11 protein-coding genes and 1 pseudogene are annotated in these 26,046 nt (G+C 45.4%); 10 read left to right on the top strand and 2 right to left on the bottom strand.

Annotated features, from left to right (window positions below):
- Positions 1 to 9: 9 nt before the first annotated feature.
- The 3 genes from NQZ91_03375 (at position 10) to NQZ91_03365 (ending at position 18,204) form a co-directional block, all read left to right on the top strand.
- Positions 10 to 1,119: an acyl-CoA dehydrogenase family protein gene (locus NQZ91_03375; GenBank protein UUM58424.1), complete on the top strand. Its 1,110-nt coding sequence runs from the start codon at positions 10 to 12 to the stop codon at positions 1,117 to 1,119.
- A gap of 31 nt (positions 1,120 to 1,150) precedes the next feature.
- Positions 1,151 to 2,080, top strand: a complete 930-nt coding sequence (locus NQZ91_03370) for an MBL fold metallo-hydrolase (protein ID UUM58423.1) — start codon at positions 1,151 to 1,153, stop codon at positions 2,078 to 2,080.
- Between the two features lie 302 nt (positions 2,081 to 2,382).
- Complete coding sequence (locus NQZ91_03365) at positions 2,383 to 18,204, top strand: MucBP domain-containing protein (GenBank protein ID UUM58422.1); 15,822 nt, start codon at positions 2,383 to 2,385, stop codon at positions 18,202 to 18,204.
- 476 nt (positions 18,205 to 18,680) lie between these two features.
- Here the strand turns inward: NQZ91_03365 and NQZ91_03360 are convergent, their stop codons facing one another.
- Positions 18,681 to 19,193 carry an NAD(P)H-dependent oxidoreductase gene (locus NQZ91_03360; protein ID UUM58421.1) on the bottom strand — a complete coding sequence of 171 codons (513 nt, stop codon included), beginning with the start codon at positions 19,191 to 19,193 and terminating at the stop codon, positions 18,681 to 18,683.
- A 48-nt stretch (positions 19,194 to 19,241) separates the two neighbouring features.
- On the bottom strand, positions 19,242 to 19,703 hold the full coding sequence (locus NQZ91_03355; protein ID UUM58420.1) for a MarR family transcriptional regulator: 462 nt from the start codon (positions 19,701 to 19,703) through the stop codon (positions 19,242 to 19,244).
- A 174-nt stretch (positions 19,704 to 19,877) separates the two neighbouring features.
- Here NQZ91_03355 and NQZ91_03350 point away from each other — a divergent pair, with 174 nt between their 5' ends.
- The 7 genes and pseudogenes from NQZ91_03350 (at position 19,878) to NQZ91_03320 (ending at position 25,870) form a co-directional block, all read left to right on the top strand.
- Positions 19,878 to 20,372, top strand: a complete 495-nt coding sequence (locus tag NQZ91_03350) for a peptidase (GenBank protein ID UUM58419.1) — start codon at positions 19,878 to 19,880, stop codon at positions 20,370 to 20,372.
- Entirely contained in the window at positions 20,369 to 21,550 is a 1,182-nt protein-coding gene (locus NQZ91_03345; protein ID UUM58418.1) for a pyridoxal phosphate-dependent aminotransferase, read from the top strand. The genes NQZ91_03350 and NQZ91_03345 overlap by 4 nt, the downstream gene beginning before the upstream one ends.
- A gap of 18 nt (positions 21,551 to 21,568) precedes the next feature.
- Entirely contained in the window at positions 21,569 to 22,915 is a 1,347-nt protein-coding gene (gene asnS / locus NQZ91_03340; protein UUM58417.1) for an asparagine--tRNA ligase, read from the top strand.
- 68 nt (positions 22,916 to 22,983) lie between these two features.
- Positions 22,984 to 23,472: a GNAT family N-acetyltransferase gene (locus NQZ91_03335; GenBank protein UUM58416.1), complete on the top strand. Its 489-nt coding sequence runs from the start codon at positions 22,984 to 22,986 to the stop codon at positions 23,470 to 23,472.
- Between the two features lie 67 nt (positions 23,473 to 23,539).
- Positions 23,540 to 24,445 carry a hypothetical protein gene (locus NQZ91_03330; protein ID UUM58415.1) on the top strand — a complete coding sequence of 302 codons (906 nt, stop codon included), beginning with the start codon at positions 23,540 to 23,542 and terminating at the stop codon, positions 24,443 to 24,445.
- Between the two features lie 73 nt (positions 24,446 to 24,518).
- Entirely contained in the window at positions 24,519 to 24,986 is a 468-nt protein-coding gene (locus NQZ91_03325) for an 8-oxo-dGTP diphosphatase (GenBank protein ID UUM58414.1), read from the top strand.
- Between the two features lie 257 nt (positions 24,987 to 25,243).
- Positions 25,244 to 25,870: pseudogene (locus tag NQZ91_03320) on the top strand (ATP-binding cassette domain-containing protein).
- Positions 25,871 to 26,046: the final 176 nt, after the last annotated feature.

Genomic DNA, 26,046 nt, shown 5'->3' with positions numbered 1-26,046 from the left:
AGGTGAATCATGCAATACGACCAAGAAAAGTTAGACCAGATTAGCGACTATATCCAGGCTGAGATAGTTGGCCAAGCAGCCCACTATGATGAGCACAAGCTCTTTCCGCTCCTCTTTATTAATCGGCTGGTCACAGACCACAAGATTTTCCACCTGCTCCACCAAACTGTGGACAGAGACAGCGGGCTCAGGACCTTTCTAGAGGTCATTCGCCTCCTGTCCATCGAGTTTTCCTCCTTGGCGGCCATCCTCATGACCCAGGCCTTCTTTGCCATCTGGCTCTTGGAGCATTTTGGCAGCCCTGAGCAGAAGGAGCGCTATCTGGATGATTTGCTCAACTTCAAAAAAATCGGTGCCTTTGCCTTTTCCGAGGAAGATATCAATCTGGACAAGCAATTTCCTGAAACAATGGCCAGACAGACTGACAAGGGCTGGATTATCAACGGTCGCAAGCAGATGGTCTCCAATGCTCCTATGGCTGATGTCCTCTTTGTCCTCTGCCAGACCGTGGACCAGTACGGCAAGAAGGACATGGCTATCTTTGTCCTCGACAGCAAGACTTCCGGTGTCCAGGTCGGTCCCACCATTGATAAGGTCGGTGTCCGCTCTATGCCGCTGGCGCCTATTAGTTTTGAAAATGTCCAGCTGACCAACGACCAGCTGTTGGGCCACCAGATTGCCGGCAAGCAACAGTACACCCAGTCTATGATTAAGATGCGGCTGGCCATCAGTGCTCAATCCCTGGGCATTGCAGAAGGTGCCTTCAAGAAAGGTCTGGCCTATTCACAGATTCGCCGGGGCTTTGGCAAGCGTCCTATCGACGTATCTATCAATCAACTCCGCATCGTCGACCTGAAAACGGCCCTGGTTGCCTGCGAAGCCTATTACCATGACTACCTGCGGACCGATATGTCGGACGAACGGGAGGTTTCCATGCTGAAAATCATCACCTCCAGACTGGCCTCAACCATTTCTGAGGAAGTAGTTCGTATAACTGGAGCTTATAGCTTCATCGGAAACGATGATATCGAGCGCTATGTTCACGATGCAAATATTACCAAGGAATACGGCGGAAAAACAGACCGACTCAAGAAAAAAATTGCAGAAATGTGGCTGTAAAACTCATGTGAAATGAGGAGAATATGAAAATATGAAACTACAAAACTACCAATTCGGCCAGATGACCCTGACCTGGCTGAGAGGGGCAGACAAGTACACGGATGCAGGAACCATCTTCGGACCTGTGCCCAAGGCTGTCTGGTCCCGCTATTTCCCGACCAATGAACAGGGGCTCATCCATGACCTAACAGACCCCATCCTCATCAGCTACCAGGGCAAGCATTACCTGATCGACACCAGTCTGGGGACGGAAAAACTCAGTGACAAACTCCGGAGAAATCTCGGCGTCATCTCAGAAAACCGTGTCCTAGAAAGCCTGGACCAGCTGGGCCTCAGCCCTGAGGATATCGATGTGGTCCTCATGACCCACATGCACAATGACCATGCCGGTGGCCTGACCAGGCTAGTCGATGGCGAGCTGGTTCCCACCTTCCCAAATGCCACTATCTACATCAATGACATCGAGTGGGAAGAAGTGCGCTATCCCAATCCCCGTACCAGGGCTACCTACCTGCCTGAAAACTGGCAGGCCATCCAAGACCAGGTCCAGACCTTTGGATCAGAGCTCAAGCTGGTCGACGGCATTGAGATGCACCACACAGGCGGTCACAGCCGTGGCCACAGCATTATCCTGCTCAAGCAAGATGGGGAGACCCTGATACACATGGCCGACACACTCCTGACCCATGCCCACTTTAATCCCCTCTGGGTGGCAGCAGTAGACGACTACCCTATGGACAGTATCAAGGCCAAGGAAAAGTGGATCAAGCAAGCCTACAGTCAAGGCTACACCTTCCTCTTTTACCACGACCCTTACTATGCCCTGCTCAAGTTTAACCAGGATGGTAGCCAAGTGGTCTCCTGCCTGGAAAGACTGCGCCCACCAGTCCTGCCCTTTACGGACAAGGAGGACAAGCGCCTGGTTGTAGCGGAGGAAACCAAGCTACCGATAACATACTAAAACAGATATATATATATATATATATAAATGTATTTTATCAATAATTTTTGTGAAAATTTCACAAATCAGTCATTATCCCTTGCAAAAATTTGTAGGGGATATTTTTTATTGATCTGTCAATAAAACCTAATAAAATAGCAGTTTTCCATGAATATTTTACCGATAAACCATTCTAACAAAATACAAATATATATAACCTATTAGAGAGACTTATAATAACATAAAAATTCTTGATTTATACAAAAATATATGTTATCTTTAAATTGTTTTAAAAAACAAAATTATATAGAGGAGGGTTTGCAATGTCAAATAAACCTAATCGGAGGAATCGTGGTTTTGACTGGTATAGTCTACGCCAGCGATTCTCTATTCGTAAGTACCATTTCGGTGCTGCCAGTGTTTTGCTTGGTGTTGCCATCGCCAGTCTAGCGACAGGTCCATTGGCCCAGGCGGAGGAAATCGACCTTTCTACCCAGCCAGCGGTAGAAGTCCCAGTCCCAGAGACGCCACCAGCTGAGCTTCCAGTAGAAGTGCCAGAAGTTCCCGTGGTGGAAAGCTTGCCAAGTCCAGAGCCAGAAGCACCTGTCCTTGAAGCTCCAGTAGCACCTGCGGAAGTTGTCCCAGAAGTAACTGCTGAGCCAGTTGCGCCAGAAGCACCAGCTGCACCAGAGGTGGAAGTGCCTGTCGAACGCCAAGCAGGTATCGTCTACCATGCCTCCTATGTGGAAGAAACCACAAAGGAAGAGGTCGGCAAGGGCAAACCACAGGCGACCATCGTCACCACTACTGAGGAAAAGGCTAGCGCAGAAGTGACTGTCACAGCTGACTACCTGCCGAAGGGCTATGAGCTGTCAGACCCAGCCAAGACCAACGTGACCGCCACCGTCCACGAAGGCCAGGCCAACCCAGTAGCCTTTTCAGTGCGCCCTGTAGCTGTCCCAGAAACCAAGGTAGTAACAGAAGGCTATACAGGCTTTGGGGCAACAGTGCCACCAGCATCCGACGGTCAAGTCGACCAACCGACAGCTAGCGGCAATGCGGAAGGGACAAGTGGTTTTAGGGCTATCGAAAATGCTACAAGAAGTGCAAATACTGTATCTTATGTAACTACTGAATGGGTTATTCCGGACGAAGTTAAGGCTGCTAATACAGGTTTGGATGTAGCAGCTGGTGATGCAAGTGTAGCAGAAGCAACAACAGCAGTACCTACAGCGTATAAAACAACGCTACCTGATGGACGAGAAGTCTTTATGGTATTAAGTTTGAATTCTCAGATAGAACCAAACAAGACAACGACATTTAATAACAAATATAATAAAGATTACTTCTTCCAATTTTCTATCTCTAAAGAAGGAGAAATCAACAAGGTATATGCAGATTTAGTTGATAAGCGTCAGAATAATAAAATTTTAGAATCGATAGAGATTGCCCAAGGTTCTACAGCTAAGTTTAATACCTTATCTCAATATGAGAACGCTGGTTATACATATCGTTTTCAATTCACCCCAGATCCGAGTAATTCTACAAGCAAAAACTTAAAAATCAACAACCCTAATGGTGGCAATGTCAATACAGTCATTTATGATAAGGTTAGTCCAAATTCTGTTGGGACAGAACTGAATATTTTTAATGTTTTAGTTCCGGTTCGTACGACACAAGAAACGAAATATGTCGTAAAAGCTACAGAAAAGAGAGCAGAAGAAACGCTAGCTACCTATATCCAAAAAGGAGCATTAACTGGAGATAGTTATACTATTGCAGGTGCGTTAGATTTTGATAAATATGAGCTAATTGCCGAAGATGTTCCGACTGTTCTAAAGGGAGATTTAGCAGCAGATTACAAGGTTGGATCAAAAACGATTCAAAGTATCATGACGCACAATTTGGTTCGTGTGTTGGAAGTTACTAGAAAAGACGGTACCCATAAAGCACATATTTACCTACTGAATCCAGATGGACCAAATAGATTAGCACTTGATAAAAAAACAAATATTACGGAAGCAGACCTTACATCAGAAAACTTTATTAAGTTCTTTACATCTGAAGAAATTGTTCCTGGCAAAGTAAATACGTTAGAAGGTAGTTATAGATACACTTCAAAACATCAATTTGAAAGTTACAAAACTACTCCTCATACAGTGACAAATGTTATTACAGGGGAAACTAATAATTTTGCTAGAAATGGAGAAAACTTCCCTGAAGGTAATTTCTTTATTCCAGAACACAAAGCGGTAACACTAAAAGGAAAAGACGGTAAACCTTTTGGTTTCGGTGGTGTTCAAATGCGTATGGTCAACGACAATGTAGCGAATGAACAGCACGTGACTTATTACTATGCTGAAAAAGGAGGCGTAGTAGTACATTATGTAGATGAAACTGGTCAACCAATTTTGGAAAGCACAACTTTAGTTGATCACGGAGTAAGCGGTTCTCAGTATAACGCTGAGTCACTACGATATGCAGAGAAGACAATAAATGGTACTCGTTATTTGTTTAAACAGGTAGATCCTGCTACATCTACTCTTAAACCAGTTACTGAGGATCCAGCAGAGTTACGTCACGTTGTTAAAGTTTCAGCAGAGACAGGGAATATTGAACGTGACACGTTGAAAGAACTGACATTTGTATATGAGAAAGCAGCAAAAGCTAAGATAGAAATCTATACAAAGACAGCTAATGTTGAGAATAATCAAGAAGGGCCCGAAGTCTTTGACACGAGTTTGATTGAGCAAGATAGAAAAGGAACTGCTATTTCTACGTCAGCAACTAGCGATTATCTTCGTAACAAGTTAAATAGTGGTTACGAGATAATCAGTGATAATTTCACAAATGCTACAGCGACATTTGATAGTTTAGAAGACAGTGATGGACAGGATCCAAGTCAGGTATTTAAGATTGTTTTACGTGAAAGAATTAAGACGGTAACTCCTGATGCTCCAAAAGAGCCAAATACTCCGATAGACCCAACTAATCCAACTGGACCAAAATATCCAGACGGAGTGAAAGCAACAGACCTGAACGAAACAGTAAAACGTACCATCAAGTACCAATACGAAGACGGATCAGAGGCAAGACCGACAGTTGAAGAAACATTGACATTTACCCGCACTGCTAAGGTAAATGTCGTTACTGGAGCTCTTGCCTATACCCCATGGACCTCAGCTGATGATGACTTCGACAAAGTAGACACACCAGCTATTGCAGGCTACACTCCAGACAAGGAAAGTGTAGAAGCAGAACTAGACGTGCCAGCTACTGCAGCAGATAAAGAAGTCATCGTAAGATATGTAAAAGACGCTCAAAAAGCGACCATCACATACAAAGATGACAAAGGACAAACGCTAGGAGCAGTAGACGAAGTAACAGGTAAGTCAGGCGAGCCAATCAACTACACCACAACAGCTCGTATCACTGAACTCACTAACCAAGGATACGAAGTAGTAAGTGACGGCTTCACTAAAGATGGTGGACAAGTATACGACACAGACAAAGCTACAGACCAGCCATTCGAAGTAGTAGTCAGAGCAAAAGTAGTAACTGTCACACCAGAAGATCCTAAGAATCCAGGAACAGAAGTAGATCCAGGTAATCCAGACGGACCAGAATGGCCAGACGGAGTGAAAGCAACAGACCTGAACGAAACAGTAAAACGTACCATCAAGTACCAATACGAAGACGGGTCAACAGCTAAGCCAGACGTAGAAGAAACACTAACCTACAAACGTACCGCAACTGTTAACTTGGTAACTAAAGACGTGACCTATGGTGAATGGACCTCAGCTGATGATGACTTCGACAAAGTAGACACACCAGCTATTGCAGGTTACACTCCAGACAAGGCAAGTGTCGAAGCTGAACTAGACGTGCCAGCTACTGCAGCAGACAAAGAAGTCATCGTAAGATATGTAAAAGACGCTCAAAAAGCGACCATCACATACAAAGATGACAAAGGACAAACGCTAGGAGCAGTAGACGAAGTAACAGGTAAGTCAGGCGAGCCAATCAACTACACCACAACAGCTCGTATCACTGAACTCACTAACCAAGGATACGAAGTAGTAAGTGACGGCTTCACTAAAGATGGTGGACAAGTATACGACACAGACAAAGCTACAGACCAGCCATTCGAAGTAGTAGTCAGAGCAAAAGTAGTAACTGTCACACCAGAAGATCCTAAGAATCCAGGAACAGAAGTAGATCCAGGTAATCCAGACGGACCAGAATGGCCAGACGGAGTGAAAGCAACAGACCTGAACGAAACAGTAAAACGTACCATCAAGTACCAATACGAAGACGGGTCAACAGCTAAGCCAGACGTAGAAGAAACACTAACCTACAAACGTACCGCAACTGTTAACTTGGTAACTAAAGACGTGACCTATGGTGAATGGACCTCAGCTGATGATGACTTCGACAAAGTAGACACACCAGCTATTGCAGGTTACACTCCAGACAAGGCAAGTGTCGAAGCTGAACTAGACGTGCCAGCTACTGCAGCAGACAAAGAAGTCATCGTAAGATATGTAAAAGACGCTCAAAAAGCGACCATCACATACAAAGATGACAAAGGACAAACGCTAGGAGCAGTAGACGAAGTAACAGGTAAGTCAGGCGAGCCAATCAACTACACCACAACAGCTCGTATCACTGAACTCACTAACCAAGGATACGAAGTAGTAAGTGACGGCTTCACTAAAGATGGTGGACAAGTATACGACACAGACAAAGCTACAGACCAGCCATTCGAAGTAGTAGTCAGAGCAAAAGTAGTAACTGTCACACCAGAAGATCCTAAGAATCCAGGAACAGAAGTAGATCCAGGTAATCCAGACGGACCAGAATGGCCAGACGGAGTGAAAGCAACAGACCTGAACGAAACAGTAAAACGTACCATCAAGTACCAATACGAAGACGGGTCAACAGCTAAGCCAGACGTAGAAGAAACACTAACCTACAAACGTACCGCAACTGTTAACTTGGTAACTAAAGACGTGACCTATGGTGAATGGACCTCAGCTGATGATGACTTCGACAAAGTAGACACACCAGCTATTGCAGGTTACACTCCAGACAAGGCAAGTGTCGAAGCTGAACTAGACGTGCCAGCTACTGCAGCAGACAAAGAAGTCATCGTAAGATATGTAAAAGACGCTCAAAAAGCGACCATCACATACAAAGATGACAAAGGACAAACGCTAGGAGCAGTAGACGAAGTAACAGGTAAGTCAGGCGAGCCAATCAACTACACCACAACAGCTCGTATCACTGAACTCACTAACCAAGGATACGAAGTAGTAAGTGACGGCTTCACTAAAGATGGTGGACAAGTATACGACACAGACAAAGCTACAGACCAGCCATTCGAAGTAGTAGTCAGAGCAAAAGTAGTAACTGTCACACCAGAAGATCCTAAGAATCCAGGAACAGAAGTAGATCCAGGTAATCCAGACGGACCAGAATGGCCAGACGGAGTGAAAGCAACAGACCTGAACGAAACAGTAAAACGTACCATCAAGTACCAATACGAAGACGGGTCAACAGCTAAGCCAGACGTAGAAGAAACACTAACCTACAAACGTACCGCAACTGTTAACTTGGTAACTAAAGACGTGACCTATGGTGAATGGACCTCAGCTGATGATGACTTCGACAAAGTAGACACACCAGCTATTGCAGGTTACACTCCAGACAAGGCAAGTGTCGAAGCTGAACTAGACGTGCCAGCTACTGCAGCAGACAAAGAAGTCATCGTAAGATATGTAAAAGACGCTCAAAAAGCGACCATCACATACAAAGATGACAAAGGACAAACGCTAGGAGCAGTAGACGAAGTAACAGGTAAGTCAGGCGAGCCAATCAACTACACCACAACAGCTCGTATCACTGAACTCACTAACCAAGGTTATGAGGTCGTGACAGATGGTTTCACCAAGGAAGGTGGACAAGTATACGACACAGACAAAGCTACAGACCAGCCATTCGAAGTAGTAGTCAGAGCAAAAGTAGTAACTGTCACACCAGAAGATCCTAAGAATCCAGGAACAGAAGTAGATCCAGGTAATCCAGACGGACCAGAATGGCCAGACGGAGTGAAAGCAACAGACCTGAACGAAACAGTAAAACGTACCATCAAGTACCAATACGAAGACGGGTCAACAGCTAAGCCAGACGTAGAAGAAACACTAACCTACAAACGTACCGCAACTGTTAACTTGGTAACTAAAGACGTGACCTATGGTGAATGGACCTCAGCTGATGATGACTTCGACAAAGTAGACACACCAGCTATTGCAGGTTACACTCCAGACAAGGCAAGTGTCGAAGCTGAACTAGACGTGCCAGCTACTGCAGCAGACAAAGAAGTCATCGTAAGATATGTAAAAGACGCTCAAAAAGCGACCATCACATACAAAGATGACAAAGGACAAACGCTAGGAGCAGTAGACGAAGTAACAGGTAAGTCAGGCGAGCCAATCAACTACACCACAACAGCTCGTATCACTGAACTCACTAACCAAGGTTATGAGGTCGTGACAGATGGTTTCACCAAGGAAGGTGGACAAGTATACGACACAGACAAAGCTACAGACCAGCCATTCGAAGTAGTAGTCAGAGCAAAAGTAGTAACTGTCACACCAGAAGATCCTAAGAATCCAGGAACAGAAGTAGATCCAGGTAATCCAGACGGACCAGAATGGCCAGACGGAGTGAAAGCAACAGACCTGAACGAAACAGTAAAACGTACCATCAAGTACCAATACGAAGACGGGTCAACAGCTAAGCCAGACGTAGAAGAAACACTAACCTACAAACGTACCGCAACTGTTAACTTGGTAACTAAAGACGTGACCTATGGTGAATGGACCTCAGCTGATGATGACTTCGACAAAGTAGACACACCAGCTATTGCAGGTTACACTCCAGACAAGGCAAGTGTCGAAGCTGAACTAGACGTGCCAGCTACTGCAGCAGACAAAGAAGTCATCGTAAGATATGTAAAAGACGCTCAAAAAGCGACCATCACATACAAAGATGACAAAGGACAAACGCTAGGAGCAGTAGACGAAGTAACAGGTAAGTCAGGCGAGCCAATCAACTACACCACAACAGCTCGTATCACTGAACTCACTAACCAAGGATACGAAGTAGTAAGTGACGGCTTCACTAAAGATGGTGGACAAGTATACGACACAGACAAAGCTACAGACCAGCCATTCGAAGTAGTAGTCAGAGCAAAAGTAGTAACTGTCACACCAGAAGATCCTAAGAATCCAGGAACAGAAGTAGATCCAGGTAATCCAGACGGACCAGAATGGCCAGACGGAGTGAAAGCAACAGACCTGAACGAAACAGTAAAACGTACCATCAAGTACCAATACGAAGACGGGTCAACAGCTAAGCCAGACGTAGAAGAAACACTAACCTACAAACGTACCGCAACTGTTAACTTGGTAACTAAAGACGTGACCTATGGTGAATGGACCTCAGCTGATGATGACTTCGACAAAGTAGACACACCAGCTATTGCAGGTTACACTCCAGACAAGGCAAGTGTCGAAGCTGAACTAGACGTGCCAGCTACTGCAGCAGACAAAGAAGTCATCGTAAGATATGTAAAAGACGCTCAAAAAGCGACCATCACATACAAAGATGACAAAGGACAAACGCTAGGAGCAGTAGACGAAGTAACAGGTAAGTCAGGCGAGCCAATCAACTACACCACAACAGCTCGTATCACTGAACTCACTAACCAAGGTTATGAGGTCGTGACAGATGGTTTCACCAAGGAAGGTGGACAAGTATACGACACAGACAAAGCTACAGACCAGCCATTCGAAGTAGTAGTCAGAGCAAAAGTAGTAACTGTCACACCAGAAGATCCTAAGAATCCAGGAACAGAAGTAGATCCAGGTAATCCAGACGGACCAGAATGGCCAGACGGAGTGAAAGCAACAGACCTGAACGAAACAGTAAAACGTACCATCAAGTACCAATACGAAGACGGGTCAACAGCTAAGCCAGACGTAGAAGAAACACTAACCTACAAACGTACCGCAACTGTTAACTTGGTAACTAAAGACGTGACCTATGGTGAATGGACCTCAGCTGATGATGACTTCGACAAAGTAGACACACCAGCTATTGCAGGTTACACTCCAGACAAGGCAAGTGTCGAAGCTGAACTAGACGTGCCAGCTACTGCAGCAGATAAAGAAGTCATCGTAAGATATGTAAAAGACGCTCAAAAAGCGACCATCACATACAAAGATGACAAAGGACAAACGCTAGGAGCAGTAGACGAAGTAACAGGTAAGTCAGGCGAGCCAATCAACTACACCACAACAGCTCGTATCACTGAACTCACTAACCAAGGATACGAAGTAGTAAGTGACGGCTTCACTAAAGATGGTGGACAAGTATACGACACAGACAAAGCTACAGACCAGCCATTCGAAGTAGTAGTCAGAGCAAAAGTAGTAACTGTCACACCAGAAGATCCTAAGAATCCAGGAACAGAAGTAGATCCAGGTAATCCAGACGGACCAGAATGGCCAGACGGAGTGAAAGCAACAGACCTGAACGAAACAGTAAAACGTACCATCAAGTACCAATACGAAGACGGGTCAACAGCTAAGCCAGACGTAGAAGAAACACTAACCTACAAACGTACCGCAACTGTTAACTTGGTAACTAAAGACGTGACCTATGGTGAATGGACCTCAGCTGATGATGACTTCGACAAAGTAGACACACCAGCTATTGCAGGTTACACTCCAGACAAGGCAAGTGTCGAAGCTGAACTAGACGTGCCAGCTACTGCAGCAGACAAAGAAGTCATCGTAAGATATGTAAAAGACGCTCAAAAAGCGACCATCACATACAAAGATGACAAAGGACAAACGCTAGGAGCAGTAGACGAAGTAACAGGTAAGTCAGGCGAGCCAATCAACTACACCACAACAGCTCGTATCACTGAACTCACTAACCAAGGATACGAAGTAGTAAGTGACGGCTTCACTAAAGATGGTGGACAAGTATACGACACAGACAAAGCTACAGACCAGCCATTCGAAGTAGTAGTCAGAGCAAAAGTAGTAACTGTCACACCAGAAGATCCTAAGAATCCAGGAACAGAAGTAGATCCAGGTAATCCAGACGGACCAGAATGGCCAGACGGAGTGAAAGCAACAGACCTGAACGAAACAGTAAAACGTACCATCAAGTACCAATACGAAGACGGGTCAACAGCTAAGCCAGACGTAGAAGAAACACTAACCTACAAACGTACCGCAACTGTTAACTTGGTAACTAAAGACGTGACCTATGGTGAATGGACCTCAGCTGATGATGACTTCGACAAAGTAGACACACCAGCTATTGCAGGTTACACTCCAGACAAGGCAAGTGTCGAAGCTGAACTAGACGTGCCAGCTACTGCAGCAGACAAAGAAGTCATCGTAAGATATGTAAAAGACGCTCAAAAAGCGACCATCACATACAAAGATGACAAAGGACAAACGCTAGGAGCAGTAGACGAAGTAACAGGTAAGTCAGGCGAGCCAATCAACTACACCACAACAGCTCGTATCACTGAACTCACTAACCAAGGATACGAAGTAGTAAGTGACGGCTTCACTAAAGATGGTGGACAAGTATACGACACAGACAAAGCTACAGACCAGCCATTCGAAGTAGTAGTCAGAGCAAAAGTAGTAACTGTCACACCAGAAGATCCTAAGAATCCAGGAACAGAAGTAGATCCAGGTAATCCAGACGGACCAGAATGGCCAGACGGAGTGAAAGCAACAGACCTGAACGAAACAGTAAAACGTACCATCAAGTACCAATACGAAGACGGGTCAACAGCTAAGCCAGACGTAGAAGAAACACTAACCTACAAACGTACCGCAACTGTTAACTTGGTAACTAAAGACGTGACCTATGGTGAATGGACCTCAGCTGATGATGACTTCGACAAAGTAGACACACCAGCTATTGCAGGTTACACTCCAGACAAGGCAAGTGTCGAAGCTGAACTAGACGTGCCAGCTACTGCAGCAGACAAAGAAGTCATCGTAAGATATGTAAAAGACGCTCAAAAAGCGACCATCACATACAAAGATGACAAAGGACAAACGCTAGGAGCAGTAGACGAAGTAACAGGTAAGTCAGGCGAGCCAATCAACTACACCACAACAGCTCGTATCACTGAACTCACTAACCAAGGATACGAAGTAGTAAGTGACGGCTTCACTAAAGATGGTGGACAAGTATACGACACAGACAAAGCTACAGACCAGCCATTCGAAGTAGTAGTCAGAGCAAAAGTAGTAACTGTCACACCAGAAGATCCTAAGAATCCAGGAACAGAAGTAGATCCAGGTAATCCAGACGGACCAGAATGGCCAGACGGAGTGAAAGCAACAGACCTGAACGAAACAGTAAAACGTACCATCAAGTACCAATACGAAGACGGGTCAACAGCTAAGCCAGACGTAGAAGAAACACTAACCTACAAACGTACCGCAACTGTTAACTTGGTAACTAAAGACGTGACCTATGGTGAATGGACCTCAGCTGATGATGACTTCGACAAAGTAGACACACCAGCTATTGCAGGTTACACTCCAGACAAGGCAAGTGTCGAAGCTGAACTAGACGTGCCAGCTACTGCAGCAGACAAAGAAGTCATCGTAAGATATGTAAAAGACGCTCAAAAAGCGACCATCACATACAAAGATGACAAAGGACAAACGCTAGGAGCAGTAGACGAAGTAACAGGTAAGTCAGGCGAGCCAATCAACTACACCACAACAGCTCGTATCACTGAACTCACTAACCAAGGATACGAAGTAGTAAGTGACGGCTTCACTAAAGATGGTGGACAAGTATACGACACAGACAAAGCTACAGACCAGCCATTCGAAGTAGTAGTCAGAGCAAAAGTAGTAACTGTCACACCAGAAGATCCTAAGAATCCAGGAACAGAAGTAGATCCAGGTAATCCAGACGGACCAGAATGGCCAGACGGAGTGAAAGCAACAGACCTGAACGAAACAGTAAAACGTACCATCAAGTACCAATACGAAGACGGGTCAACAGCTAAGCCAGACGTAGAAGAAACACTAACCTACAAACGTACCGCAACTGTTAACTTGGTAACTAAAGACGTGACCTATGGTGAATGGACCTCAGCTGATGATGACTTCGACAAAGTAGACACACCAGCTATTGCAGGTTACACTCCAGACAAGGCAAGTGTCGAAGCTGAACTAGACGTGCCAGCTACTGCAGCAGACAAAGAAGTCATCGTAAGATATGTAAAAGACGCTCAAAAAGCGACCATCACATACAAAGATGACAAAGGACAAACGCTAGGAGCAGTAGACGAAGTAACAGGTAAGTCAGGCGAGCCAATCAACTACACCACAACAGCTCGTATCACTGAACTCACTAACCAAGGATACGAAGTAGTAAGTGACGGCTTCACTAAAGATGGTGGACAAGTATACGACACAGACAAAGCTACAGACCAGCCATTCGAAGTAGTAGTCAGAGCAAAAGTAGTAACTGTCACACCAGAAGATCCTAAGAATCCAGGAACAGAAGTAGATCCAGGTAATCCAGACGGACCAGAATGGCCAGACGGAGTGAAAGCAACAGACCTGAACGAAACAGTAAAACGTACCATCAAGTACCAATACGAAGACGGGTCAACAGCTAAGCCAGACGTAGAAGAAACACTAACCTACAAACGTACCGCAACTGTTAACTTGGTAACTAAAGACGTGACCTATGGTGAATGGACCTCAGCTGATGATGACTTCGACAAAGTAGACACACCAGCTATTGCAGGTTACACTCCAGACAAGGCAAGTGTCGAAGCTGAACTAGACGTGCCAGCTACTGCAGCAGACAAAGAAGTCATCGTAAGATATGTAAAAGACGCTCAAAAAGCGACCATCACATACAAAGATGACAAAGGACAAACGCTAGGAGCAGTAGACGAAGTAACAGGTAAGTCAGGCGAGCCAATCAACTACACCACAACAGCTCGTATCACTGAACTCACTAACCAAGGATACGAAGTAGTAAGTGACGGCTTCACTAAAGATGGTGGACAAGTATACGACACAGACAAAGCTACAGACCAGCCATTCGAAGTAGTAGTCAGAGCAAAAGTAGTAACTGTCACACCAGAAGATCCTAAGAATCCAGGAACAGAAGTAGATCCAGGTAATCCAGACGGACCAGAATGGCCAGACGGAGTGAAAGCAACAGACCTGAACGAAACAGTAAAACGTACCATCAAGTACCAATACGAAGACGGGTCAACAGCTAAGCCAGACGTAGAAGAAACACTAACCTACAAACGTACCGCAACTGTTAACTTGGTAACTAAAGACGTGACCTATGGTGAATGGACCTCAGCTGATGATGACTTCGACAAAGTAGACACACCAGCTATTGCAGGTTACACTCCAGACAAGGCAAGTGTCGAAGCTGAACTAGACGTGCCAGCTACTGCAGCAGACAAAGAAGTCATCGTAAGATATGTAAAAGACGCTCAAAAAGCGACCATCACATACAAAGATGACAAAGGACAAACGCTAGGAGCAGTAGACGAAGTAACAGGTAAGTCAGGCGAGCCAATCAACTACACCACAACAGCTCGTATCACTGAACTCACTAACCAAGGTTATGAGGTCGTGACAGATGGTTTCACCAAGGAAGGTGGACAAGTATACGACACAGACAAAGCTACAGACCAGCCATTCGAAGTAGTAGTCAGAGCAAAAGTAGTAACTGTCACACCAGAAGATCCTAAGAATCCAGGAACAGAAGTAGATCCAGGTAATCCAGACGGACCAGAATGGCCAGACGGAGTGAAAGCAACAGACCTGAACGAAACAGTAAAACGTACCATCAAGTACCAATACGAAGACGGGTCAACAGCTAAGCCAGACGTAGAAGAAACACTAACCTACAAACGTACCGCAACTGTTAACTTGGTAACTAAAGACGTGACCTATGGTGAATGGACCTCAGCTGATGATGACTTCGACAAAGTAGACACACCAGCTATTGCAGGTTACACTCCAGACAAGGCAAGTGTCGAAGCTGAACTAGACGTGCCAGCTACTGCAGCAGACAAAGAAGTCATCGTAAGATATGTAAAAGACGCTCAAAAAGCGACCATCACATACAAAGATGACAAAGGACAAACGCTAGGAGCAGTAGACGAAGTAACAGGTAAGTCAGGCGAGCCAATCAACTACACCACAACAGCTCGTATCACTGAACTCACTAACCAAGGATACGAAGTAGTAAGTGACGGCTTCACTAAAGATGGTGGACAAGTATACGACACAGACAAAGCTACAGACCAGCCATTCGAAGTAGTAGTCAGAGCAAAAGTAGTAACTGTCACACCAGAAGATCCTAAGAATCCAGGAACAGAAGTAGATCCAGGTAATCCAGACGGACCAGAATGGCCAGACGGAGTGAAAGCAACAGACCTGAACGAAACAGTAAAACGTACCATCAAGTACCAATACGAAGACGGGTCAACAGCTAAGCCAGACGTAGAAGAAACACTAACCTACAAACGTACCGCAACTGTTAACTTGGTAACTAAAGACGTGACCTATGGTGAATGGACCTCAGCTGATGATGACTTCGACAAAGTAGACACACCAGCTATTGCAGGTTACACTCCAGACAAGGCAAGTGTCGAAGCTGAACTAGACGTGCCAGCTACTGCAGCAGACAAAGAAGTCATCGTAAGATATGTAAAAGACGCTCAAAAAGCGACCATCACATACAAAGATGACAAAGGACAAACGCTAGGAGCAGTAGACGAAGTAACAGGTAAGTCAGGCGAGCCAATCAACTACACCACAACAGCTCGTATCACTGAACTCACTAACCAAGGTTATGAGGTCGTGACAGATGGTTTCACCAAGGAAGGTGGACAAGTATTTGACACTGATAAGGATACCACTCAGACCTTCACTGTCATTGTGAAAGCTAAGGTTGTCTCTATCACCCCAGATAATCCACAGACCCCAGGCACGCCTGTCGATCCGAATAATCCTGATGGACCGAAGTGGGAAGATGTTTCTCGCACCATTACTCGTAAGGTGTCCTATGTAGTCGAAAGTCCAGAGGGCGAGACTGTAACAGCTCCAGAAGGCAAGACTACAACAGTGACCTTCGAGCGGACAGGTAGCTACAACTTTGTGACCAAGCAAGTGACCTACACGGATTGGGAAGCCAAGGATGGCGACGCTGTTCTGGAAGGAAATCCATTGCCAGTCATTGATGGCTATGTGGCTATTGCAGCGACTAAGAACGGTGACAAGGTAGAGGCTAGCACAACTGCGGAGGATGTGACCGCTACGGAAACTACGACTGATATCAGCGAAGTCGTGACCTACAAGAAACTGTCTAGCTGGACCGTCACACCGCCTCCAGGAAATGACCCAGTTCCAGACATTCCGTATGAAAACGATCCGAACGATCCGACCAAGCCTGCGGATCCAAAACCAACCAGACCAAATGAAGAGGATCCAAACAATCCAATTCCAACGGTTCCAGACTATCCAGGCTATGTACCAGTAGACCCTGATGGTAATGAATTGCCTAAGGATCCAGATGGCAACTATATTCCACCGAAACCGAAGGATCCAAGCCAGCCAACGCCGATTACCTACAAACCGGTTGAGCAAGTTGGTAAGATTAGCTTTGTGGACGTGACAGTTCCTGAAAATCCCGTGACCAAGGTGACCATTGACCTGTCTGGTAAGACTGGCGATAAGCTGGGCATGGATGTATCCAGCATTGTTACCATGTACGAAAACCTGGGCTACATAGTTACCAACAAGGATAATTACGATAAGGACGGCACATTTGGACCAGATCTGAAGTCCAACACCTTTGTCTACGAATTGGTAGAGCGGACGGTGGACATCAATCCAGATGATCCAAATACTGTTAGCCTGATTGTCAAGTATGTGGACGATACGGGTGCAGACCTGCGTCCAACAGAAAGCAAGGAAGTCAAGGTCGGTGATGACTACACCACCACTCCACAGGTGATTGAGGGCTACTATCTAACTGAAATCCCTGCTAACAGCAAGGGCAAGGTGGGAGCAGAAGGTACAACCGTTGTCTATGTTTACAATAAACTCGGTTCATGGGTACCAGAATTGCCAGAGGGTCACGACCCAGTGCCACCAATTCCGTATCCGAACCATCCGACAGACCCAGGTAAACCAGGTATTCCGACAGGTGTTGTGCCAGTCGTTCCAGGCTACATCCCTGTAGGACCAGATGGTAAAGAATTGCCTAAGGGTCCAGACGGTAACTACCTGCCACCTGTACCAAGCAAGCCAGGTGAAGATACTGTTATCAAGTACATTCCACAAGACGCTAGCGTGACCGTGCGCTATGTGGATGACAAGGGCAATGATTTGATTCCAAGCAAGTCCATTCCAGGTAAGGTTGGTGATGATTACACGACCACCCCTGAGATCATCAAGGGCTATCTGCTCAAGGAAGTACCAAGCAATGCTTCTGGTAAGATTCCAGCAGGCGGTACAAGTGTTGTCTACACTTATGTACCAATTGGAAGCTATGTACCAAACATTCCAGGTCAGCCATCTACTCCGGTTCCATATCCGAATCATCCGACTGACCCAGGCAAACCAGGTACAGATCTACCATCTATTCCGCATGTTCCGGGTTATATCCCTGTCGGCCCAGGAGGAGTACCATTGCAGCCAGTAGATCCAAGTGATCCAACCAAGGGCTACATTGCGCCTCCTATCCCAGGAAATCCAGGTCAAGATACACCAATCAACTACATTCCGAGCCCACCAGCTCGACCAAGTAGACCGATTGTTGTGACACCTGTCAAGCCTGAGACTCCAGTTGAGCCAGAAGTTCCAACAACTCCAGCTCAACCGAGCCCAGCAGGACCTGCACAACCAGCTAGCCCTGGTACGGCTCAATTGCCAAATACTGGTACCAGCGATTCACATGCAGTGACTGCAATTGGTGCTAGCCTCTTCCTAGCTGCCCTTGCCATAGCAGGCACAGCTCGCAGAAGAGAAGAGTAATCCTTATGCTTTCCAACTATCCTACATGGTCTTTATCTGGACCTACATTCCCACCACTAGTCGAATGATTGGTTTATATTGCATCTTCTCACCTCCCACTTGTAGGCCAGATAGCAGACCTGTTTGGTAGTAGAAAATAGATAGGCACCCAGAATCTGGGTGCCTTGTCTATTCTATGGAATATGCGTATTGAGAATCTTTCCCCATTCTGCTATAAAATAACTAGGAAATAGGACCAGAAGACGTCAGAAAATCAGTTCGACGGCGGATATTGTCGCAAAAAGTCTAGGTTAGTCCAAATTCAAGCACACAAAATCTATTCAGATAAAAGCAGCAGTCCTAGGTAGTCAAGAACCTAGGACTTTTTGAGTAAAAAAGAAAAGCCTATCTCCTGAGAAATAGACTTATAACCTGTATTTGCAGCTCAACATATTTAGCTTGTGAATACAGGTTCTTGTTGTAGGGAGGCTTGCGAATTAGTTAATTGCAGCGAGAACAGCGTCAACTTGTTTAGCCAATTGTTCTTCATCAACTGGAGCGCCGTTTGTTGCAAATGTCAATTCATCTACGAAGTTTGTGCGGATGAATGGAAGAAGTGCACGGTATTGAACAGCTGCATCTTCTTGGTGTGCAAATGAAGTGATAGATACTGTTGCCACTTTTTCATGAAGAGCAGATGCACCACGTGGATCTGACAAATCAAGTGCACGGCTGAGCCAATCGAGAACATTTTTCACTGAACCAGGGATAGCAGCGTTGTAAACTGGTGAGAAAATCCAGATAGCGTCAGCAGCAACAACTGCTTCACGCGCAGCTTTTACAGATGCAGGAGCATCAGCTTCCAAATCTTGTGAGAATACAGGAATTTCTTTCCAATCAAGGTAAGATACAGTTGCTTTACCTTCAAGTGCATTTTCAGCAGCTTGAGCCAATTGAGCAGTGAATGAACCTTCACGAAGAGAACCAACTAAAAATAAAATGTTTGACATAATGTAACTCCTTAATTACTTGATGTGACTATCATAACACATAAATCACTAATTAGCAACATTTTTGTCTATGAATTTGAATTTTTTTAGTAAATCGGCCAATAAATCCTGTTCTTCCTGGCTCAAAACAGAGAAAATTTTTCCAACATGAGCATAGTGTTCCGGCAAAACCTTCTCAATCGTTTCCCGACCGAAAGGAGTCAAACCAATCAAGGAAGCCCGCTTATCACTTTCATCCTGGGTCTTGAAGATATAGCCATCACGGACCATATTCCGAATGACCACCGTCATGTTGCCAGAAGTGCTGAGTAGCTTATCAATCAAATCTTGGATGCGCAAATTCCCCTTATTGTAAAGTGCTTCCATCACGCCAAATTGGCCAACGGTTAATCCATGTTTTCTGATGATATCTGTCTCCTGTCTGCTAATAGTATTGGCAGCGCGACGAAAGACAACTAAACTATGTAGGGCATGCTGATTTTCTTTTAGAGAGTTTTCTACTTTATTCATAAGTTTATTTTATCAATAACTAGTTCCTTTGGCAAGAAATTTGATGGCTGAAAAAGCTGATTCTGACAAGATTTTGAGCGCATTTTCCCATATCGAATTTTAGCTGAAGTTTTTTTGCAGAATTTTCGGATTCAATTAGCAATATGTGGCAACTTGTAGTATAATATTCCTATTATGGCGAAAACATCACGTGAACCTTGGATTAGCCTGACCTTAGGTCAACAATTCTTGATTGGTTCAGCAGTTATCCTGACGGTTTTGACATTTTCTATACTCCTGATTTTGGAAATGGCCAGCAGTCCCTATGCCCAGGCAAGTGAGAGGGCGGAGAATCTGGCCCGTCAAGCAGTCCAGTTGGAAACCATTGAAACGATTAATTCCTACCGAGGTGTGGACGACTTTCATACCGTCTTAGGGACGGATTCTGCTGGACAAGAGCTGGCAATCCTAGTGTCAGATCAAACCTCCCAAGTTTATGTTTACAAACTATCTGACGGCGTTGCCCAAGCCCAGGCTGAGACCATTGCCCAAGAGCAGGGAGCCGGCCAGATTGACCGCGCGATTATCGGCATGCGGGAGGGCAAGCCTATTTGGGAAATCAAGTCAGGGACGGCCTATTATAACATTGATTTTAAAACTGGAGACTTTATCAAAAAGGAGGGCTTATGAGTAAGCTATCAAACCGCGTTTTGGAAATGGAAGAAAGTGTGACCTTGGCGGCTGGTGCGCGTGCCAAGGCCTTGAAAGCGCAGGGACGCGATATTTTGGAGTTGACCTTGGGAGAGCCAGATTTTTTCACTCCTAAGAATATCCAAGAGGCTGCGATTTCTTCTATTGAAAATGGCAAGGCTAGCTTTTATACGGTGGCATCTGGTTTGCCAGAGTTGAAAGATGCGGTCAATACGTATTTTGAGCGATTTTACGGCTACTCCATTGAGCGCAATCAGGTTGTGCTGGGAACGGGTGCTAAGTTTATCCTCTATGCCTTCTTTGCAGCGGTTATCAATCCGGGTGATGAGGTTCTGATTCCAACGCCTTATTGGGTGTCTTATGCTGACCAGATTAAGATGAATGAAGGTGTGCCAGTCTTTGTCACTGCGACGGAAGAGTATAATTTCAAGGTGACGGTTGACCAGTTGGAAGCGTCTCGAACAGACAAGACCAAGGTCCTCTTGCTCAACAGCCCGTCCAATCCGACTGGTATGATTTACAGTCGTGAGGAATTGGAGGCTATTGGAAACTGGGCTGTGGAACACGACATTCTCATCTTGGCAGATGATATTTATGGCCGTTTGGTCTATAACGGCAATAGTTTTACACCGATTTCAAGTATCTCAGAGAGCATTCGCCAGCAGATCATTGTTGTCAATGGAGTGGCTAAGGCCTATGCCATGACTGGTTGGCGGGTTGGATTTGCGGTTGGAAATCCAGAGATTATCGGTGCCATGAGTAAGATTATCGGTCAGACTACATCAAATTTGACCACGGCTGCTCAATATGCAGCTATTGAGGCATTTACAGGTCCACAAGATACGGTTGAAACCATGCGTCAGGCCTTCGAAGAGCGACTTAACACTATCTATCCATTACTAGCAGAAGTGCCAGGTTTTGAAGTTATCAAACCGGAAGGAGCCTTCTATCTCTTCCCAAATGTTAAAAAAGCTATGGAAATGAAAGGGTTCACGGATGTGACGGAATTTACCACAGCTATCTTGGAAGAAGTCGGTGTGGCCTTGGTAACAGGTGCAGGTTTTGGTGCTCCTGAAAATATCCGCCTCAGCTACGCGACAGATATGGACACGCTCAAAGAGGCTGTTGCTCGACTCCACACATTCATGTCAAAATAAAAGAAAAAAGGAAAGATTATGTCTAGAAAATTAATCACCATTAACCAAGTAAAAGATTATGTCGGTCAAGAAGTGACCATCGGTGCCTGGGTTGCCAACAAGTCAGGTAAGGGGAAATTGGCTTTCTTGCAGTTGCGTGACGGAACAGCCTTCTTCCAAGCCGTTGCCTTCAAACCAAACTTCATTGAAAAATTCGGTGAAGAAGAGGGAACGGAAAAATTTGATGTAGCAAAACGCCTCAGCCAAGAAACTTCTGTCTATGTAACAGGAATTGTCAAAGAAGATGAGCGTTCTAAATTTGGTTACGAGTTGGATGTGACAGACCTTGAAGTCATCGGTGAGTCACAAGATTACCCAATCACGCCCAAAGAACACGGTACGGACTTCCTCATGGACAACCGTCACCTCTGGTTGCGTTCGCGTAAACAGGTCGCTATCCAGCAAATCCGTAACGCCATCATCTATTCGACTTATGAATTCTTTGAAAAGAATGGCTTTATCAAGTTTGATAGCCCAATCTTGTCTGGAAATGCGGCAGAAGATTCGACAGAATTGTTCGAAACAGACTACTTTGGTCAACCTGCCTACCTCAGTCAATCAGGTCAGCTTTACCTGGAAGCTGGTGCCATGGCCCTTGGTCGTGTTTTCGACTTCGGTCCTGTTTTCCGTGCAGAAAAATCAAAAACCCGCCGTCACTTGACAGAGTTCTGGATGATGGATGCCGAGTACTCCTTCCTCAGCCATGAAGAGTCACTTGACTTGCAAGAAGCTTATGTCAAAGCCTTGATTCAAGGTGTTATCGACCGTGCTCCTCAAGCCTTGGAAACTCTTGAGCGTGATGTGGATGCCCTTAAACGCTACATTGCAGAACCATTCAAACGTGTGGCTTATGATGATGCCATTACCCTTCTGCAAGAACATGAAGCTGATGAAGATACAGACTACGAACACATCGAACATGGTGATGACTTCGGATCGCCACATGAAACTTGGATTTCAAACTACTTTGGTGTACCGACTTTCGTTGTTAACTATCCAGCAAGCTTCAAGGCCTTCTACATGAAACCAGTTCCTGGCAATCCAGAGCGCGTACTTTGTGCGGACCTCTTGGCTCCAGAAGGCTACGGTGAAATCATCGGTGGTTCTATGCGTGAGGACAACTACGATGCCTTGGTAGCTAAGATGGATGAACTCGGCATGGACAAGTCAGAATACGAATTCTACCTTGACCTCCGCAAATACGGTTCGGTACCACACGGTGGTTTTGGTATCGGTATTGAGCGTATGGTAACCTTTGTAGCTGGTACAAAACACATCCGTGAAGCCATTCCATTCCCACGTATGTTGCACCGCTTGCACCCGTAATGAAGATGAGAAGTTGACCTTGTGTTAGCTTCTTTTTTTCAGTATAATCATTTTAAAAGGAGGTGATAATGATGATTATTAAACCCATGCAGACTGAGGAGGAGATTAGGGGTAAGGCTTATGTCCATTGGAAGGCTTGGCAGGAGGCCTACGCTGACTTGTTACCGCAGGAATTTCTCCAAAAGACCTACACGCTAGAACGCTGTCAGGACTGGGCCTTTCGCTATCCAGAGAGGATTTTTGTGGCTCTTGAAAATGACCAGGTAGTAGGCTTTTCCTGCTATGGTCAGTCCATGTCGGAGGATTTGGAAAATGCTAGCGAACTATACGCCCTCTATGTGCTGGCGGATGTCTACGGTCAGAAAGTCGGCTACCGACTGCTCCAAGCTGCGCTGGAAAAAATGCAAGACTACGATAGAGTTTGCCTCTGGGTGCTGGAAGGAAATGCGCGTGCTATTTCTTTCTATGAAAAAGTCGGCTTTCGCTTTGATGGGGTGAGCAAACAGGTCCATCTCGGCCAAGAACGGACAGAATATCGGATGATTTTGGAAAAGTAGGGTAGGCTATTGTCTTAGGTGGATATTTAATATATAATTATGTTATAAAATATTCACGGAGGTTCTTATGATCTACCTTACCAATCATCGCCTGCGAGTGGAGATTGCTGAGCCTGGCGAGCGGCCCAATGATACTTTTCGCTTTGACCGAGCTGGTTTCATCTCTAATGTCATTTTGGACGGAGATACGCATTTCTGTGCCAATGAACCCATGAACCTGAGACACTTGTCATCGGGTGGCCGCGGTCTGTGTTGTGAGTTTTCGGGTGATTTTTCACAAGGTGCTGCAGTCGGAAACTATTTTCCAAAGCTGGGAGTGGGTCTGATCAAGCAGGACAGCGACCTGGGCTACCAGTTTGAACACAAGTATGAGGAGGTTGTGCCCTATCCTGTGACTTTTAGCCACACGGAGATCAGTGCGGACTTTGTGACGGATGCGGTGCCTTGTTTGGGCATTGCGGCTCAGGTGCGTAAGACCATTCGGATAGAGGACAATCACCTGATTTTGGAGGCGACCATCACTAATGTTGGCGAGCGGGAGATTGTGACCGAGGAATATTGCCATAATTTCCTCAGTATCGATGGGATGGCTATTTCGCCTGACTACCGCCTGGAGCTGCCGGACATGTATGATTTGGGCGACCAGCGCCTGGAGGGATTTGGTGGCTACGACCATAATAATTTTATAGCAAACGGCAAGGCTATTGCCTTTGACAAGTGTGAGACCGATGTGTCTTTGAGTGTGCTTTCTACGGAAAATGCTCCGCTCCGAGATGAGTTTTCATGGAAACTCTTGCACAAGGGGGCTAAGGCTAGCGTGACTGGGACGGATAGAGTCACCCCAACCAGTCTCCTCCTATGGGCAACGGACCATATCGTCAGCCCAGAAATCATCCAAACCATTTCTATCCAGCCAGGTCAGAGCCATTCTTGGACCCGGAAATGGACCTTTGAAGCAGAACCACGTTGGTAAGAAATTAACAAAGCCGAGGGATTTCCTTGGCTTTTGTGGTATAATGAGGAATATATTATAAAAGGAGTGAACTATGTCCCGTAAGCAAACCGTTACCCTGACCAATATGTGCCTCATTGAAGACAAGGATGGAAATGTGGTGGTACAAATCCGCGACCCCGATCGTTATCGTTGGTCCGGCGTTGCATTCCCAGGTGGGCACATTGAGGAAAATGAGCCATTTTATGATTCGGTCGTCCGTGAGGTCTATGAAGAAACCGGTCTGACAATTCAGAATGCCCAGCTGGTTGGGACCAAGCACTGGCCTGATAAGGAGGGGCATCGTTGCATTGTCTTTCTCTACAAGGCGACAGCATTTACCGGTCAACTCCTCTCGACGGAAGAAGGAGAAGTCCGTTGGGTTAAAAAATCGGATTTACCCCAAATGGATTTGGCCTATGACTTGCTGGAAATTCTCAAGGTCATGGATGATCCAAATCTGTCTGAATTTTTCTATACAAGGAAAGACCAGGACGGAGAATGGGATAGGAATTATAGATAGGAGCAAAGTTGAACAAGGATGTTCGGCTTTTTTTCCTGTCATTTTCATGTTAATCATTGAATATTTTCTTGAATAGCAATATAATAATAGTTAGTGATAATTACAATAAAGGAGGAGAGTAATGTATAAGATACTACTAGGCTATGTTGGTAACTATAAGCGACCCTCGATTTTGGCATTCTTGGCGATGACGATTGAAGTGCTGTTCGAGCTATCCATTCTCTTTTTGATGGCGGCGATTATCGACCAAGGGATCAATCGGAGCGACAGGAGCTGGGAAAACGACTATTACCAATCTCATCAATCGTTTCTACGAGATTCAGTCAGGCATGATTACCTACGACGGAATTGATATTCGCTTGATTGATAAGGCTTCTCTGAGAAAATCCCTGGGCATCGTCTTGCAGGATACCCACCTCTTTACAGGGACCATTGCGGAAAATATCGCCCATGGTAATGAAGCTGCCAGTCGAGATGAGATACTGGCTGCGGCAAAATTATCTAATGTTGACCGCTTTGTCAAACATTTGGAAAATGGCTACGACGCCCAGATTAGCGGTGATGGGGCTGGCTTGTCAAATGGTCAACGTCAGCTGATTGCTATTGCCAGGGCAGCCCTAGCCAATGCTCCGGTCCTGATTTTGGATGAGGCGACTTCCTCTATCGATTCCTTGACCGAGAAAATGGTCCAAGAGGGTATGGACAAGCTCATGCAGGGCCGGACCGTCTTTGTCATAGCCCACCGCTTGTCGACGATTGTCAACTCTGATGTCATTATGGTTATGGACCATGGCCGCATTGTCGAACGTGGTAACCACGCAGAGCTCATGGAGAAAAAAGGCGTCTACTACAGACTGTATACAGGCGGCTTAGAAATTGATTAAAAACTGATAACTGGAACACTCTGGCAACAGGGTGTTTTTTCAGCATTTTTCACTTTTTTCAAGAAAATGTATAAAAATTCGGATTTTATGGTTGACAATTGCATAATTATGGTATAAAATAGCATAAACATACGAAATGTATGGTATAAAAATAGTGTCTATTGCATAAAAAGGAG

Source organism: Streptococcus suis (genome assembly GCA_024583055.1).
GTDB lineage: Bacteria > Bacillota > Bacilli > Lactobacillales > Streptococcaceae > Streptococcus > Streptococcus suis_V.
The sequence above is the reverse complement of the archived record's forward strand: the minus strand, read 5'-3'. Positions and strand labels throughout refer to the sequence as shown.

Excerpts from the sequence above, each read along its gene's own strand:
- NQZ91_03325 (UUM58414.1), top strand. The coding sequence starts at position 24,519 with ATGTCCCGTAAGCAAACCGTTACCCTGACCAATATGTGCCTCATTGAA.
- NQZ91_03335 (UUM58416.1), top strand. The coding sequence starts at position 22,984 with ATGATGATTATTAAACCCATGCAGACTGAGGAGGAGATTAGGGGTAAG.
- asnS (UUM58417.1), top strand. The coding sequence starts at position 21,569 with ATGTCTAGAAAATTAATCACCATTAACCAAGTAAAAGATTATGTCGGT.
- NQZ91_03365 (UUM58422.1), top strand. The coding sequence starts at position 2,383 with ATGTCAAATAAACCTAATCGGAGGAATCGTGGTTTTGACTGGTATAGT.
- NQZ91_03370 (UUM58423.1), top strand. The coding sequence starts at position 1,151 with ATGAAACTACAAAACTACCAATTCGGCCAGATGACCCTGACCTGGCTG.
- NQZ91_03350 (UUM58419.1), top strand. The coding sequence starts at position 19,878 with ATGGCGAAAACATCACGTGAACCTTGGATTAGCCTGACCTTAGGTCAA.
- NQZ91_03375 (UUM58424.1), top strand. The coding sequence starts at position 10 with ATGCAATACGACCAAGAAAAGTTAGACCAGATTAGCGACTATATCCAG.
- NQZ91_03360 (UUM58421.1), bottom strand. The coding sequence starts at position 19,193 with ATGTCAAACATTTTATTTTTAGTTGGTTCTCTTCGTGAAGGTTCATTC.
- NQZ91_03330 (UUM58415.1), top strand. The coding sequence starts at position 23,540 with ATGATCTACCTTACCAATCATCGCCTGCGAGTGGAGATTGCTGAGCCT.
- NQZ91_03345 (UUM58418.1), top strand. The coding sequence starts at position 20,369 with ATGAGTAAGCTATCAAACCGCGTTTTGGAAATGGAAGAAAGTGTGACC.
- NQZ91_03355 (UUM58420.1), bottom strand. The coding sequence starts at position 19,703 with ATGAATAAAGTAGAAAACTCTCTAAAAGAAAATCAGCATGCCCTACAT.